The following is a 15,604-nucleotide window of genomic DNA, read 5'->3' on the forward strand; positions in this document are numbered from 1 at the left end:
AACAGAGCTTGTTCCTTTTGAAACAAGCTCTGTTACTTTAACATTTTTCTGTCTGCCCGCAGGGAGCTATTTTACACCTACTTCAAATTTAACATAGGCTTAAGGAAGCGAGCAGTGTGTGAACCTTCGACTAACGCCACATCTTCAGGTGTACCCTCTGAAACAATCTCACCACCACCTTGACCACCTTCAGGGCCTAAATCTAGTATCCAATCTGCGGTTTTGACGACATCTAGGTTGTGTTCAATCACAACAACCGTATTTCCGTGATCACGCAGCCGGTGTAGAACCGTGAGTAGCTGCTGAATATCATGGAAATGAAGGCCAGTAGTTGGTTCATCAAGAATGTATAAGGTTTTTCCTGTATCTCGTTTAGATAGTTCACGTGCAAGTTTGACACGTTGTGCTTCACCGCCGGATAAGGTTGTTGCTGCTTGCCCAAGACGGATGTAAGAAAGACCAACATCCATCAGTGTTTGCAGCTTACGAGCGATAACAGGAACCGGGTTGAAGTATTCACGAGCATCTTCCACTGTCATCTCTAGAACTTCGTCAATGGTTTTGCCTTTGTAGCGAACTTCTAAAGTTTCACGGTTATAACGCTTACCTTTACACACATCACAAGGCACATATACATCGGGTAAGAAGTGCATCTCTACCTTGATTACGCCATCGCCCTGACAAGCCTCACAACGACCACCTCGAACGTTAAAACTGAATCGACCTGGCTTGTAACCACGAGAACGTGATTCCTGAGTGCCTGCGAATAATTCTCGGATAGGGGTGAAAATACCGGTGTAGGTCGCAGGGTTTGATCTTGGTGTACGACCGATAGGGCTTTGATCTATGTCGATTACCTTATCAAAATGCTCTAACCCTTTAATCTTTTTGTGCTGTGCCGGAACCGCCGTCGTAGCGCCGTTTAATTGAGTGTGGGCGACTTTAAAGAAGGTATCGTTGATAAGCGTTGATTTACCCGAACCTGATACACCCGTAATACAACTGAACAAGCCAACAGGAATTGTCGCGGTGACATTCTTTAGGTTGTTCCCCGTTGCGCCAACGATCTCGACGACCTTTTTCTTGTCGATAGGCGTTCTCTTTTCAGGAACTGCAATCTCTTTAGCACCGCTTAGGTATTGGCCGGTTAAAGAGTTCGGGTTTTCGATGATGTCTTGCATGGTGCCTTCTGCAACCACGTGTCCACCATGAACGCCAGCACCCGGACCGATATCGATAACATGGTCAGCACAACGGATTGCGTCTTCATCATGTTCCACTACAAGTACCGTATTGCCTAAGTCTCTCAAGTGTACCAAGGTTTGCAGTAGGCGTTCATTATCACGCTGGTGGAGGCCAATCGATGGCTCATCCAGTACATACATAACACCAACCAAGCCTGCGCCTATTTGGCTCGCCAAACGAATTCTTTGCGCTTCACCACCAGACAGCGTTTCTGCACTGCGTGATAGGTTAAGGTAGTTCAAACCAACGTTAACCAAGAAATGCAGGCGATCATTGATCTCTTTCATTACTTTATCGGCGATCTGCCCACGTTGACCGTCTAATTTCAACTCTTGGAAAAACTGCAGTGCATCGGCAATGCTGAGTTCAACGATTTCTGGTAGTGTTGTATCACCGATGAAAACATTTCGCGCTTCTAATCTCAGGCGAGTACCACCACAGCTAGAACACGATTTTGTTGAGATGTATTTGGCAAGATCTTCACGTACTGCGCTAGATTCAGTATCGCGGTAACGGCGCTCTAAGGTATTTAAAATCCCTTCGAATGGATGACGCTTAACTCGAATATCACCTCGGTCATTGATGTACTTGAATTCCACTTCAGTACGACCTGATCCCTTAAGAATGATCTCTTGAGTCTTTTTAGGTAGAGAATTAAATGGCGCATACAGATCAAAACCATAATGGTCTGATAACGACGTTAGCATCTGGAAATAGTAGTAGTTCTTTTGGTCCCAACCTTTAATCGCACCTTCTGCAATACTTAGGTTTTCATCTAAAATCACTCGGCTTGGATCAAAATATTGTTGAACCCCAAGTCCATCACACGTACCACAAGCACCTGCCGGGTTATTGAATGAGAACAGGCGAGGCTCAAGCTCCTGCATGCTATAGCCACACTTAGGGCAAGCGAAGTTTGCAGAGAATACGATTTCTTCTTGCTCTACGTCATCCATCCAACCGACTACGGCGATGCCACCAGAGAGCTCTAATGTTGTCTCAAACGATTCAGCTAAACGCTGTTGAAGATCAGGGCGGACCTTAAAGCGATCAACGACGACTTCTATGGTGTGCTTCTTGTGCAGTTCAAGGGTTGGTGGATCGGACAAGTCACAGGTTTCCCCATCAATTCGAGCGCGGATAAAGCCTTGGGCTGCTAAGTTTTCCAGTGTTTTTACGTGCTCACCTTTACGTTCTTTGACGATAGGCGCCAGTAACATCATTTTTGAGCCTGCAGGTAACTCTAGTACCTTGTCTACCATTTGACTGATAGTTTGCGCGGCAAGAGGGATATTGTGATCAGGACAGCGCGGCTCACCAACACGAGCATAAAGGAGTCTTAGGTAATCATAGACTTCAGTGATGGTGCCAACCGTTGAACGAGGGTTGTGAGAGGTCGACTTTTGTTCTATTGAGATAGCAGGAGACAAACCTTCAATGTGGTCAACATCCGGCTTTTCCATAAGGGATAGAAATTGACGAGCATAGGCTGACAAAGACTCAACATAGCGACGCTGCCCCTCGGCATAAAGGGTATCAAACGCAAGTGATGACTTCCCTGAACCTGATAATCCGGTGATAACCGTCAGCTTATCACGAGGTATGGTTAGGTTAATGTCTTTGAGGTTATGCGTACGAGCGCCTCTAATTTCTATTTTATCCATCTCAATAGACCATGTAATTTTAAGTGGCTAAAGTATTACATAGAGTGAGATTTGTGCAAAGTTTTACTGGATAAAAAAACAGTAAACAAAAAGGGCGACTCAAAGAGCCGCCCTTTTTAAAATCAGTAACGCGAGTTATTAACCCGCCGTTATGCTTCTTTTGTTGTTGAGTGCTTACCTAGCTCGATTTGTTGCTGGTCTTTTTTGTATAGGTTTTCAAAGCAGTAATTTGTTGCTTCGATGTAGCCTTCAACACTACCGCAGTCAAAACGTTGACCTTTAAATTTGTAAGCCAATACACAACCTGCTTTTGCTTGTTTTAGCAATGCATCAGTGATCTGGATTTCACCGCCTTTACCTGGTTCAGTCTGCTCGATAAGCTCAAAGATATCTGGAGTCAGAATGTAGCGGCCAATGATCGCTAGATTGCTTGGGGCAGTACCTGGTTCTGGCTTTTCTACCATGTCATCGACACGGAAAAGATCATCTTTGATCATCTCACCAGAGATAACACCGTATTTGTGCGTTTCATTTTCAGGCACTTCTTGTACTGCAACGATTGAGCAACGGAACTGTTTGTATAGCGCAACCATTTGAGCCAGTACACCTTGTTGTTCGTTCACACAAAGGTCATCAGCAAGCACAACGGCGAATGGTTCATCACCCACAAGCTCACGACCAGTCAAGATCGCATGACCTAGACCTTTCATTTCGCGTTGACGAATGTAGGTGAAGTTTGCTGCTTCAATCGTCTCACGAATATTGATCAGCAAGTCTTCTTTATTGGTGCCGCTGATCTGGTGCTCGAGCTCGTAGTTCTTATCAAAGTGGTCCATCAATGAATGCTTGCCACGACCGGTAACAATACACATGCCGTCCATGCCAGCTTCGATCGCTTCTTCAACGCCGTATTCAATTAGAGGTTTGTTTACAACGGGCATCATTTCTTTCGGCATTGACTTGGTTGCAGGTAAGAAGCGAGTACCGTAGCCAGCTGCCGGGAAAAGGCACTTTTTGATCATGATAAGACCCTTTATCTATAATAATTATGGATTCAACCTGAGTGGTTGATATTTCTGAGGGCAACTCTAGCATAAGTAATGTCAAAAATTCAGCAACAATCCGTATGGTTCACTAGAGTTTTCCTCAAAATTATCGTCAGTTTAAGAGGCCGATCAATTATGCAAGCAGGTTCTGGTTAGCCCATGCGATGGCTTGGACTCTATTTTTAACGGCTAACTTACGAAATATTTGGTAAAGATGAGATTTGACCGTGAATTCACTAATAAACAAGTCATCGGCTATCTGGGTGTTTGATGAACCTGATTGAAGACAACGAATCACTTGCAGCTCTCTAATGGTTAAGTCGACATTGGTGGGGGTTGTATTGGTACTCACGATGTTTCGATAGTAGAACAACAATTGGCTTGCCACTTTTCTAGGTAGCCAATTGTCTCCATTGATCACCTCTTCAAGTCCCTTCGCTATTTTGGCTTTCTCTTCAGTGTTGTAAAACAGACCTTTTAATACGCCAAACGTAATCAACTCCGATGTAGGGAGTGCCTTGGGGACGTTGAATAGAATGATCTCATGATTTTTCCACATCACGGGTAGATTTGGATGAAGGTTCGTTAATTGAGGTACCTCTTTGTAATCAACCAGTAAAATTCTGTTGCTCTGCTTTCGGTCAAATAACATCAAATCATCTGGTGTCATCTTGAAAAGGGTTAAAGATAAAAATTTTTCTATCTCTTTAACATGCAAATAGGTGTTACTCGGATCGATACAGATAAAATGCAAAGTGCGAGCATATCGAGATTTTCTCATTGAAACTCCTTGTTGAGCTGGGTTTAGATTTCACGTTGTCATGCATGCTTTCGCTTCTCTAGCGCCTTAATGGTGACTTGCGTTGAATATCAATTATCAAAGTAAATGAGTGGTTTGTAAGTGGAGAAAAAAGCAACATCGCTCTGAATATCATGATTTGTTACGTTTTTATTCTTTGTAGTGAGGAGAGAATAGGAATGCGATTTATCACTGCAGAAAAGCATGCTATTCTTGTGCGCTAAAATTTTCTGAGACTATGAATTTAGACGGAGCAAATCATGGCTAGCCGTGGAGTTAACAAAGTTATATTAGTGGGTAACCTAGGTAATGACCCTGAAATTCGTTACATGCCGAATGGCGGCGCAGTAGCGAACATTACCATTGCAACGTCAGAGTCATGGCGTGATAAAGCAACTGGCGAACAGCGTGAAAAAACAGAATGGCACCGTGTTGCTCTGTTTGGCAAGCTAGCTGAAGTTGCTGGTGAGTACCTACGTAAAGGTTCTCAAGTTTACATTGAAGGTCAACTTCAAACTCGTAAATGGCAAGATCAAAGCGGTCAAGATCGCTACACAACAGAAGTGGTAGTTCAAGGCTTCAATGGTGTAATGCAAATGCTTGGCGGCCGTGCTCAAGGTGGTGCTCCTGCTCAAGGTGGCATGGGTAACAACCAACAGCAAGGTGGTTGGGGTCAGCCACAGCAGCCACAACAACAGCAACAACAATACAGTGCTCCTGCTCAACAGCAGCCGAAAGCACCTCAACAAGCTCCTCAGCAGGCTCAACCTCAATATAATGAGCCACCGATGGATTTTGATGATGACATCCCATTTTAGATCCTGTTTTTAATATATTATAAAGACAGTATCAAATTGGAAAAAGCCGCGTTCATCGCGGCTTTTTGTTACCTACAATTCTTAACGCTTTATTTACAACGTCAATTTATAGTATAAGTAGCAATACGGTATAATGTGAGTTGAAAAGGATTTCGTTATTCATGAGATATACCCCGACACTAAAATTGAGCACTCGATTGGTCGCGTTTGTCACCGTAATAGTGATCAGTGCTATGTTCATTCTTTTTATTGGTGGCACACTTTCCTTTAAGCGTATTGGACAGGAATATTTAGACCATTATTTGGTCGGTATTGTCGACGTCGTAGATAAAGAGATGGAAGACCCTGACGCTGCGTATTCAATGCAGCGCTGGATGCCTAAGATGTTGCAGGCGAGCAATATTGTTGAGATGAAACTCTCGAACAAGACCGGCATCGTCTATCGTTTCAAAGATACCTCCCCACAAATTGATCCCAATCGCTTGTATGAGAAAAGCTTCATTTTAGAGCGTAATGAAGGCTATCGAATCGAATTTAAAGCGCTTCCTCCTTACATTGGCTACAACTACTCAATGGAAGCAATGTGGTCAATTACTTTGGCTGTGGCATTGGTCCTTTTCTGCCTTGCTCGTGGTGTCCGATGGCTAAAAGAGCAATTGATGGGATCCGAAATGCTCGAAGAGCGAGGCAGAATGATCCTTGCGGGGCAAGTTGAAGCTCATGCAAAAGGAGATGAGCGAGAATGGCCGTATACCGCAAGCGAAGCCTTAGATGTATTGATAGAAGAGCTGAAAGATGCTCGTCAAGAAAGAAGCCGCTTTGATACTTTTATCCGCACTCATACTTTTCTAGATAAACTCACAGGCACAGCCAATCGAGTACTCTTTGATAACAAACTTGAATCAGCCTTACATGAAAGTGGTGCTCGAGGTGGCGTATTACTAATACGTATCGACGAGTGGGAACAAGTTTGTGATGCTAATGACAAGCAAACCACGGACAGCTTTATTATTGAAGTCGGTGAAGTACTGTCGAATATCGTTCAGCGTTACCCCGATGTCATTTTTTCTCGTTATTATGAAGCCGACTTTGCGGTGTTTATTCCTCATCAGGGCGCAAAGGATATTGCGACCTTGGCTGCTCAGTGTTTAAGGCAGTTAGATAAGCTAACCCCGCCAGAACCTTTGGAATCCGATAACTGGTGTCATATCGGTGTGACCATGTATACCGAAGGTGAGCGTCACAGCCAGATCATGGATGAAACGGAAACGGCATTAAAGAGTGCTCAGTTAGAGCGTATTAATAACTGGAGCCGTTACCCGAAAGAGAATAAGAATGAGCTTGATAGAGGCAGTGTTCGTTGGAGGACATTGCTTGATAAAGCGCTGCTTCCTGAAAATTTAGTAATCTTTGCTCAGCGGTGTTATCTTATGCCGGAATCTGGTCAAGCTGATGAATTACATAGAGAAATATTTACTAGAATTCAGGATCCTGACAAAGGTTTATTGAAATCGTCTCGATTTATGCCTGCGGTAGAGCAAGTGGGTTACCAAGCTCAAATGGACCAATCGGTTCTAAAGGTTGTGTTGAAATCTCTGAAAGAGTCAACTCAATCGATTAACTATTCGGTGAACCTGAATGTTACCCCATTTGCTAATAAACAGCACTTTAAGTGGTTTAGGAGTGAGTTGCTACAGCTCTCTGCTCAACACCGCTCTCAGCTTGCGTTTGAGTTTCCAGAAGGGCACTTGATCGCTCATCTTGATTATATGAGACCGGTGGCAAAGATGCTGCGGGGGTTAGGGTGTAAAGTTGTGGTCGGCCAAGCCGGGCGAACCATTGTTAGCACTCACTATATAAAGGACTTGAAGGTTAATTATATTAAGCTTCATCGAAGCCTAATAAAGAAAATCGATCAAAGGCATGAGAACCAACTGTTCGTCCGAAGTTTAATTGGGGCGTGCGGTGATTCTCCGACTCAAGTTATTGCCGTTGGAGTCGAGACAAAACAAGAAAAAAACACCTTGATAGAGTTAGGCATTAATGGCTATCAAGGGAGGTATTTCGACGAAGAGCAACAAATTATCCCTTTGCCTAATCAAGGTGAAAAGGCCGCGAAAGCGGAATCTGTTGTCAAAGTTGGACGAAGAAATCGATGGCGTAAGAGTAGTAGTTAAGAATGAATTTTAAAGCGATTTTAGACAAGATAAAGCCAACGAATAATAAAGGTAGCTCGCAAGTTGTCCTGTTGGGCAATGATGCCATTTATATTTCATCGACAGAACAAGAACCTCAAGTAACCAGTATTTCCGTGGTGAATGGGGATTGGGAGAGTGCACTAAAAAAATCGCTTAGCAGTGAGGCGTTTACCAGTAATAGCCTCCAGCTGATTGTCTGTGCAAACTACTACCAAACATACCAAATTGATAAACCGGACATTCCTGAGAATGAATGGTCGGTTGCACTGCCTTTTTTACTCAAAGATCTTGTTTCAGAAAGAGTCACTGAAATTACCGCGAGTGCAGTCGCGTTACCGACCTCGAACAAGCTGCAAGTATACGTTTTGCCTAAAAAGCTGTTAGACAAGCTCTTGAATATTGCTAACTCTGCTCAGGTTGAATTAGTAGGCGTTGCTCCTGAAGATGAAATCTGGGGTTACAGTGCAGGCGAGCTGTCTAATTTCATTCTTTTACAACGTAGCGTCAATTCACACTTTAAGTTGGGTGCGTTTGTCGAAAATACCGTTTGTTTTCAAAGAACAATCCGCAGTGTTGTTCCTCCTTTAACGGGCGTTGCATCAAGTGCTCTGCAGTTAGATGGACTCGCGTTAGAGCTTCAACGCTCGATTGATTACCTTTCTTCGCAAATTAAAGGTACCCAGCTTCATCAGCTTAAAATCTGTTGTGATGAAGAAGATGAAGCTGAGTTACAAAGTGCCTTAAATAGTACATTGAGCTCGACAGTTTCATTGTTGGTTGAAGGTGAGCGTGATAATTCAGAGAGTTTGTTGGTTAAACTCGCCGCTGAAAAAGAGACTTTTAAGGTCAATCTTTACCCAGAACACCTTAAGCCTAAAAAAGAATATTTTACGCTGACCAATGTTGTTGCGAGTTGGGGGCTAGTTTGTGTTTTGCTGCTTGGTGGTTACTTCGCGATGCAGTATCAAGTCTCTAATCTAGATGAAAATATAACAGCCCTGCAACAAGACTCGAATCAACTTAACAAGCAAGTTAACCAATTGAATAGTAAGTTAACTCAACATAAACCGTCTCCAGAGAAAGTCGCGGCTGTTGCGCGTCTCAAACGTGAGACTGAGGCTAAAAAAGAGGCTTTGAAGGCTGTTGGACAATACGACGAATCCCAACAAGTCGGGTATTCTGGCGTCATGAATTCCTTAGCTAAATTAGGCCGAAATGACATCTCTCTTTCGCACATCTACATGACACACGATACGTTAGATCTTAGTGGCTTGGCTCGTAACGCAAATGTCGTTCCTAACTGGATTGGTCAGTTCAAAAGTGAGCTTAATTTAGTCGGACGCACTTTTGAAAAACTAAAAATTGGTCGTAATGATCAGGATGTGGTGACGTTCGAACTAAGTACTCGTCGGGAGAGTAAATAATGCAGCAGTGGAATCAGCTGAACGATAAGTTTCTTGCATTAAGTCAAAGAGAAAAATGGCTACTTTTCGTGTGTGGTTTTATTGGCCTATCCATGTTGTTGTTCACCTTATTGGTTGAACCTGCATACCTCGACTTACAAGCGAAAAACGCTAAATCGATGAGTCTGACTCAATCAAACCAAAGGCAACAAGGTGAGTTACTTGTTCTGCAAGCTAAGTTAAACAAAGACCCAGACAAAGACATTAATCGAGAGTACAAAAAGCTGCTGGTGGAGAGCCAAGATCTCTCACTTCAGCTTTCACAGATTGTCGATGGGCTAATCACACCTTCTCAAATGTCGCAGTTATTGGAGAGCGTTCTTAATGCGGGTAATGGGCTAAAGCTTGAATCGCTAGAGTCATTAAAACCAGAAGCGATTTCGAACAATAAAGAGACCAGCGAATATTCAGGCTACTTTCTTCACCCTGTAAGAATGGAGCTAACCGGCAGTTACTTTGATATCTCAGCTTACCTTCAAGCACTTGAGTCTCTACCTGTGAGTTACTACTGGCGCACATTTGAATACTCAGTAGAAGAATATCCTAAAGCTCGACTGGTGTTTGAGGTTTATACATTAGGTACTAGACAGGAGTTTATCGGTGGTTAGAACTCTTTTGTTGTCCTTGCTATTGAGTAGCTCTTTTGTGTGGGCTGAGCAAGATCCCACGGCGCCATTAGGCTGGCTTTCACCTCAACAGAAAACTGCGCCTGCTAAGAAAGCACCAACTCGTTATCGCTTACCTTCTTTAGAAAGCATCGTGTGTAAGGGAGATATGCCTTGCTATGCGATTATGAATGGTCAGATTCTCGGACAAGGGGAAACGATCAGAGGGTATCGAGTTAAGAACATTGATCCAGAATACGTCACTCTGCAGAGAAGCTCTAAGCAGTGGAAATTAGAGATGTTCTCTTTAGATGTTAAGAATAATTAAGGTTAGAGTGAAGACATGCGTAAACTTGTAGTAGCAATTCTAGTGTCATCTTTAGTCGGCTGTTCTATGGGGCATAGAGATCCTGTAGAAATTAAAGAGTCTTTAAACGAATCAATTAATGAAGCCAATAGCAGAGTGCTTCATGAGCTGCCTTCGTCGGTTCAAGATGACCTTATGCCTCAGCTTAATTCTGACTCTATGTCTCCAGGTATGGAAACCGTTAAGCGTTTTCGTATTCAGGCAAAAGGTGTTGAAGCGAGAACCTTTTTTGCCAGCTTAGTGAAAGGTACGGAGTATAGTGCGGCTATTCACCCAAGTGTGTCTGGAAACCTTACGCTTAATCTAACGGACGTGACGTTAGATGAGGTACTGGCTGTTGCTCAAGATATGTATGGCTACGATATTGAAAAGCGTGGCAAAGTGATTCAAGTTTATCCTGCCGGTCTTCGCACTGTAACGATCCCTGTCGATTACTTACAAGTTAAGCGTTCTGGTCGCTCACTCACGACGATCACCACAGGAACGATCTCTAACTCAGATAATAGCTCGTCGAGCTCATCAAGTTCAGATTCTAACTCGTCGAACTCATCTAATTCTTCAAATAACTCAAATTCAACTTCAAATGGTGGCACTGAGATTGAAACGACCTCTGAAAGTGATTTTTGGCCACAGCTTGAAGCGGCGGTTGCTCACTTGATTGGTTCTGGTGATGGGCAAAGTGTAGTGGTTACCCCACAAGCCAGTGTGATTACGGTACGCGCTTATCCTGATGAAATTCGTGAAGTTCGAGAATTTTTGGGCATCTCTCAAAAACGCCTGCAACGTCAAGTTATCCTAGAAGCCAAAATCATGGAAGTAACATTGAGTGATGGTTACCAGCAAGGTATTAGCTGGTCTAATTTATCTAAATCTATTGGTAGTGGTGGTGTGGTTATCGACCGTCCTGCAAGTACATTACCTCCATTAGATGCGATTAGCTCTTTGTTAGGCGGACAAACCAACGTAACGATCTCAGATGGCAGTTTCGAAGCGGTATTGAGTTTTATGGACACACAAGGTGACCTTAATGTTCTATCAAGCCCGCGAGTCACGGCGGCAAATAACCAGAAAGCGGTTATCAAAGTGGGTACCGATGAGTACTATGTGACGGATTTATCAAGTTCGGTCGGTAGTGGCGATGACGCGAATGTCGCGCCTGAGGTTGAACTAACTCCGTTCTTCTCTGGTATCTCTTTAGATGTGACCCCTCAGATAGACGATAAAGGCAGCGTGTTCTTACATGTTCACCCTGCCGTTATTGAAGTAGAAGAAGAAGTGAAAGAGCTAAATCTAGGCTCAACAACTGGCATAGTGCAACTTCCTTTGGCGAAAAGCTCTATTCGTGAATCTGACTCAGTGATTCGAGCACGAGACGGCGATGTGGTTGTTATTGGTGGTTTGATGAAATCCAACACCAGTGATGTGACCTCTAAAGTTCCATTCCTCGGTGATATTCCAGCCTTAGGTCATTTGTTCCGTAATACCAATCAGTTAACGCAAAAAACTGAGCTCGTGATCTTGCTTAAGCCAACGATCGTGGGTGTGAATACTTGGCAAAATGAATTGGAGCGTTCACGTGATCTTCTTCAACAGTGGTTCCCTGATGAAGAGTAATTGCTTACTTTCTCAATATAGAGTGGCAGTGTCTCACTAAGCTAGGTCGTCGTATGTATCAAGCTCACTTTGGTTTTGAACAACTGCCATTTACCTTAACGCCGAATACCGATTTCTTTTATGGTTTAGCGCCTCATTTCGAAGCGATTCAGACGGTAATCTCGGCGTTGGAGATGGGCGAGGGCGTGATTAAGGTGACCGGAGAGGTCGGCACTGGAAAAACCATGGTTTGCCGGATGTTGGTCAATCACCTACATGACTGTACAGCTCTGATCTACTTACCAAACCCTGTGTTATCAGGGGCAGACTTGCGCCAGGCTGTTGCTACAGAGCTTGGTTTAGCTGTCGATAATGAAGCAACCTTGGTTGATAACATTCAGCACAAGCTTATTGAGTTACACAATTCAGGTTTAAGAGTGGTGGCTATTCTTGATGAAGCTCAGGCTCTATCAGATGAAGCTCTCGAAACATTAAGGTTGTTTGGTAACCTTGAAACGGAAGATAAAAAACTGCTGCAGATTGTTCTATTAGGTCAGCCAGAATTGGATGCTCGATTAGAGGCTTACCACCTAAGGCAGTTTCGCCAAAGAATCACATTTAGTTCGACACTAAGACCACTGACTCTCGATGAAACGGTGGCGTATATCGATAATCGAATTGCTAAATCTGGTGGCAGTCCTGAGTTGTTCAGCTTGAATCAAAAAAAGGCGATCTGTCGTTCGTCGTTAGGTATCCCTAGATTGATAAACCAACTTTGCCATAAGGCTCTATTGCTTTCGTTCAGTGAAGATAAGAAAAGTATCGACAACCAACATCTGTTTTCAGCTATGCATGAAACGTACGATGTGTGTAAGCCTAAATTTAAAACGCCAATACTGTGGGGTTGGAATTAATTATGAGCGTCATTAACAACGCCTTGTCTGAATTGGCAAAGAAAAAATCAGCGACTTCGATAGAAGCGGCAGTCGTACCTAAAGTAAAAACGCGTTCCCCCCTAGTTTGGGTTGTTGCGGGTTTTACTTTGAGCTTAGCGATGGGCGGCTGGGCGATATCGCAAGGTCCAGTGATTGAGCAATCTATTGTTGAGCAGTCAATCTCAACTCGAGATTTACAGGTTCAAGTCTCTGTCGTTGATGATTCAAATAGCATTCAGGAAACCGCTCAACCTATCTCATCGCCAACCAAGAAATTGGTGACGCTAGACTCTGCGAACCTTTCAACAAAAAACACAGTAATGGTAAAAAGCGTTCAAGCTAAGCCCGATGTTTCCGAATCAGTTGTTGTGTCTGCCCCAAAAGAAACAACACCAGCTAAACCTCTAAGCGCGCCTAAAACGATTAAGGCTGAAATTCCCCAACCGATTTACGTTGCTAGTGTAGCAAAAAAAGATCCCACGCCTATCTCTAATGAGCCTGTAGCCCCTGGAGGTTCAGAAAATAGTGGAATGTTGATTGAGCAGGTGGAGTTAACGTCTGATCAACTATCAGTCAATGCACAAGGTCGTGCTCAGAAAGCGCTTGATGCGAACGATCTTACTGGTGCGTTGAAAGGTTATACCGAAGCACTTCGATATGCCCCTAGAAATGAGGACGTTCGCCAGAAACTCGCGATTCTCTATTTTGGGAAAGGTGATACTCGTAAGGCTTACGAACTTTATCAATCAGGTATCAAACTCAATACCAATAGTGAAAAGCTGCGACTGGGTTTATCAAAACTGCTAGTCAAAGCAAATCAAGCAGAAGCCGCATTGAGCCCATTAGTCCATTTACCGCCAAACCCAACCAAAGATTATCTAGCCATGCGTGCGGCGTTGAGCCAAAAATCGCAGCAAGAAGAGATTGCATTAGAGAGTTACAAAAATTTGGTCGATGTTGATTCTGATAATGCACGCTGGTGGCTAGGCTTGGCGATTCAGCAAGAACGACAGCTTGATTTTAGTGCCGCTAAAGCATCGTATCAAGGCGCTTTAACTCGAGTCGGAATCTCATCTCAATCACAAAGCTTTGTGCGTGACCGGTTAAAAATACTCAATGCTTTAGAGGAGAGCGGCGATGCAAATTAGATTAAGAAAAAGACTTGGTGATTTGCTTGTCGAAGAAGGCATTATCACTGAGGCTCAAGTTGAACAAGCACTGGCTGCTCAGAAAAGTACTGGGCGTAAGCTCGGTGACGCTCTAATTGAGCTTGGCTTCTTGTCAGAACAACAAATGCTGAGCTTTTTGTCGCAGCAGTTAGCTATTCCTCTTATTGATTTAAGCCGAGCCGTTGTCGATGTTGAAGCGGTACAGCTTTTACCAGAAGTACATGCTCGTCGCCTTCGTGCATTGGTTATTGGACGCCAAGGTGACACTTTGCGTGTTGCAATGAGTGACCCAGCCGATCTGTTTGCCCAAGAGTCTTTGCTTGGTCAGCTCGGCGATTACGCGCTGGAATTCGTTGTTGCTCAAGAGAGGCAATTGGTTGATGGCTTCGATCGCTATTATCGAAGAACCAAAGAGATTGCCTCGTTTGCTGAGCAACTTCACGCTGAACACCAAGTTAATGATGCCTTTGATTTCGATATCGCTGAAGAAGACAGTGATGAAGTTACCGTCGTTAAGCTGATCAACTCGCTATTTGAAGATGCTATTCAAATCGGCGCTTCCGATATCCATATCGAACCGGATTCTAATGTCTTGCGCCTTCGTCAACGTATTGATGGCGTGTTGCATGAAACCTTGTTAAACGAAGTCAATATCGCATCTGCTCTAGTTCTGCGCTTAAAGCTGATGGCAAACCTCGATATCTCAGAGAAGCGTCTTCCTCAAGATGGTCGCTTTAATATCCGAGCGAAAGGCCAATCTGTCGATATCCGTATGTCGACTATGCCAGTACAGCACGGTGAATCTGTGGTGATGCGTCTTCTTAACCAATCTGCTGGTTTACGTAAATTGGAGTCATCGGGCATACCGAGTGATCTTCTAGTTCGCCTTCGCCAACAGTTACGACGTCCGCACGGTATGATCTTGGTTACCGGCCCAACTGGTTCGGGTAAAACAACCACTTTATACGGTGCGTTAAGCGAACTAAACGAACCGGGTAAAAAGATCATTACCGCGGAAGACCCGGTGGAATACCGCCTACCTCGAGTGAATCAAGTTCAGGTGAACCCTAAGATTAACCTCGATTTCTCTACGATCTTAAGAACCTTCCTACGTCAGGATCCAGATATCATTCTTATTGGTGAGATGCGTGACCACGAAACCGTAGAGATAGGTCTGAGAGCAGCACTGACGGGTCACTTAGTATTAAGTACGCTGCATACCAATGATGCGGTAGACAGTGCGCTGCGTATGATGGATATGGGCGCTCCGGGTTATCTGGTGGCAAGTGCCGTTCGAGCAGTTGTCGCTCAGCGATTGGTTCGTAAAGTGTGTAACGACTGTAAGGTTGAAGATGAGCTAGATGAACCTCGCAAGCAATGGTTGAGCGTTCGCTTCCCAAATCAGGTAGGCGTGCCATTTATGAAAGGGCGTGGCTGTCAGAACTGTAACCTAACGGGTTATCGTGGGCGTATTGGTGTATTTGAAATGTTGGAGCTAGAGCAAAACATGATGGATGCACTGAGAGCGAATGATGCGGTAGGTTTTGCTCAAACGGCGAGACAGTCTGAAAACTACAAACCGTTACTGGCTTCTGCGATGGAATTGGCTCTGCAAGGTGTCGTGAGTCTTGATGAGATAATGCATCTTGGCGAAGGTGATGCGTCCGGTGCCACTGACCCAATTTATCTATAGGGGTAGAAT

Annotated in this window: 12 protein-coding genes; 9 read left to right on the top strand and 3 right to left on the bottom strand. The window is 44.0% G+C overall.

Annotation, left to right across the window (positions count from 1 at the left end; all coding sequences use genetic code 11):
- Window positions 1-77: 77 nt before the first annotated feature.
- From uvrA to OQJ75_RS03255, 3 genes are all read right to left on the bottom strand, one after another.
- The gene (gene uvrA, locus OQJ75_RS03245; protein ID WP_265970973.1) at window positions 78-2,909 is read right to left on the bottom strand and encodes an excinuclease ABC subunit UvrA; all 2,832 of its coding nucleotides are present in this window, start codon (window positions 2,907-2,909) and stop codon (window positions 78-80) included.
- A gap of 149 nt (window positions 2,910-3,058) precedes the next feature.
- The gene (galU, locus tag OQJ75_RS03250) at window positions 3,059-3,931 is read right to left on the bottom strand and encodes a UTP--glucose-1-phosphate uridylyltransferase GalU (protein ID WP_004735975.1); all 873 of its coding nucleotides are present in this window, start codon (window positions 3,929-3,931) and stop codon (window positions 3,059-3,061) included.
- Window positions 3,932-4,088: 157 nt separating this feature from the next.
- A complete protein-coding gene (locus OQJ75_RS03255; protein ID WP_065105522.1) occupies window positions 4,089-4,736 on the bottom strand; it encodes a LuxR C-terminal-related transcriptional regulator in 648 nt (215 codons plus the stop codon).
- 278 nt (window positions 4,737-5,014) lie between these two features.
- Between OQJ75_RS03255 and OQJ75_RS03260 the strand changes: the two genes are divergently transcribed.
- The 9 genes from OQJ75_RS03260 to OQJ75_RS03300 all read left to right on the top strand — a co-directional run bounded on the left by OQJ75_RS03260 (window position 5,015) and on the right by OQJ75_RS03300 (window position 15,595).
- Window positions 5,015-5,572: a single-stranded DNA-binding protein gene (locus OQJ75_RS03260; protein WP_017061342.1), complete on the top strand. Its 558-nt coding sequence runs from the start codon at window positions 5,015-5,017 to the stop codon at window positions 5,570-5,572.
- Between the two features lie 161 nt (window positions 5,573-5,733).
- On the top strand, window positions 5,734-7,749 hold the full coding sequence (csrD, locus tag OQJ75_RS03265) for an RNase E specificity factor CsrD (protein ID WP_265970974.1): 2,016 nt from the start codon (window positions 5,734-5,736) through the stop codon (window positions 7,747-7,749).
- 2 nt (window positions 7,750-7,751) lie between these two features.
- Window positions 7,752-9,194 (top strand): MSHA biogenesis protein MshI, encoded by a 1,443-nt coding sequence (locus tag OQJ75_RS03270; protein ID WP_265970975.1) that lies wholly within the window; start codon window positions 7,752-7,754, stop codon window positions 9,192-9,194.
- Window positions 9,194-9,841 carry a type 4a pilus biogenesis protein PilO gene (pilO, locus tag OQJ75_RS03275; RefSeq protein WP_265970976.1) on the top strand — a complete coding sequence of 216 codons (648 nt, stop codon included), beginning with the start codon at window positions 9,194-9,196 and terminating at the stop codon, window positions 9,839-9,841. The genes OQJ75_RS03270 and pilO overlap by 1 nt, the downstream gene beginning before the upstream one ends.
- Entirely contained in the window at window positions 9,834-10,166 is a 333-nt protein-coding gene (locus OQJ75_RS03280; RefSeq protein ID WP_265970977.1) for an MSHA biogenesis protein MshK, read from the top strand. The genes pilO and OQJ75_RS03280 overlap by 8 nt, the downstream gene beginning before the upstream one ends.
- A gap of 15 nt (window positions 10,167-10,181) precedes the next feature.
- A complete protein-coding gene (mshL, locus tag OQJ75_RS03285) occupies window positions 10,182-11,819 on the top strand; it encodes a pilus (MSHA type) biogenesis protein MshL (protein ID WP_265970978.1) in 1,638 nt (545 codons plus the stop codon).
- A gap of 53 nt (window positions 11,820-11,872) precedes the next feature.
- Window positions 11,873-12,712 carry an ExeA family protein gene (locus OQJ75_RS03290; RefSeq protein ID WP_050622248.1) on the top strand — a complete coding sequence of 280 codons (840 nt, stop codon included), beginning with the start codon at window positions 11,873-11,875 and terminating at the stop codon, window positions 12,710-12,712.
- Window positions 12,713-12,714: 2 nt separating this feature from the next.
- Window positions 12,715-13,881 carry a tetratricopeptide repeat protein gene (locus OQJ75_RS03295; protein ID WP_265970979.1) on the top strand — a complete coding sequence of 389 codons (1,167 nt, stop codon included), beginning with the start codon at window positions 12,715-12,717 and terminating at the stop codon, window positions 13,879-13,881.
- Window positions 13,871-15,595 (top strand): GspE/PulE family protein, encoded by a 1,725-nt coding sequence (locus OQJ75_RS03300; RefSeq protein WP_265970980.1) that lies wholly within the window; start codon window positions 13,871-13,873, stop codon window positions 15,593-15,595. The genes OQJ75_RS03295 and OQJ75_RS03300 overlap by 11 nt, the downstream gene beginning before the upstream one ends.
- Window positions 15,596-15,604: the final 9 nt, after the last annotated feature.

The sequence above is a fragment of the Vibrio sp. 14G-20 genome, from assembly GCF_026241515.1.
In the GTDB taxonomy this organism is placed as follows: domain Bacteria; phylum Pseudomonadota; class Gammaproteobacteria; order Enterobacterales; family Vibrionaceae; genus Vibrio.

What these genes read in the sequence shown, in the direction of transcription:
- OQJ75_RS03260 (WP_017061342.1), top strand. Translation starts at nt 5,015, where the DNA reads ATGGCTAGCCGTGGAGTTAACAAAGTTATATTAGTGGGTAACCTAGGT.
- OQJ75_RS03270 (WP_265970975.1), top strand. Translation starts at nt 7,752, where the DNA reads ATGAATTTTAAAGCGATTTTAGACAAGATAAAGCCAACGAATAATAAA.
- uvrA (WP_265970973.1), bottom strand. Translation starts at nt 2,909, where the DNA reads ATGGATAAAATAGAAATTAGAGGCGCTCGTACGCATAACCTCAAAGAC.
- galU (WP_004735975.1), bottom strand. Translation starts at nt 3,931, where the DNA reads ATGATCAAAAAGTGCCTTTTCCCGGCAGCTGGCTACGGTACTCGCTTC.
- OQJ75_RS03300 (WP_265970980.1), top strand. Translation starts at nt 13,871, where the DNA reads ATGCAAATTAGATTAAGAAAAAGACTTGGTGATTTGCTTGTCGAAGAA.
- csrD (WP_265970974.1), top strand. Translation starts at nt 5,734, where the DNA reads ATGAGATATACCCCGACACTAAAATTGAGCACTCGATTGGTCGCGTTT.
- mshL (WP_265970978.1), top strand. Translation starts at nt 10,182, where the DNA reads ATGCGTAAACTTGTAGTAGCAATTCTAGTGTCATCTTTAGTCGGCTGT.
- OQJ75_RS03295 (WP_265970979.1), top strand. Translation starts at nt 12,715, where the DNA reads ATGAGCGTCATTAACAACGCCTTGTCTGAATTGGCAAAGAAAAAATCA.
- pilO (WP_265970976.1), top strand. Translation starts at nt 9,194, where the DNA reads ATGCAGCAGTGGAATCAGCTGAACGATAAGTTTCTTGCATTAAGTCAA.
- OQJ75_RS03290 (WP_050622248.1), top strand. Translation starts at nt 11,873, where the DNA reads ATGTATCAAGCTCACTTTGGTTTTGAACAACTGCCATTTACCTTAACG.
- OQJ75_RS03255 (WP_065105522.1), bottom strand. Translation starts at nt 4,736, where the DNA reads ATGAGAAAATCTCGATATGCTCGCACTTTGCATTTTATCTGTATCGAT.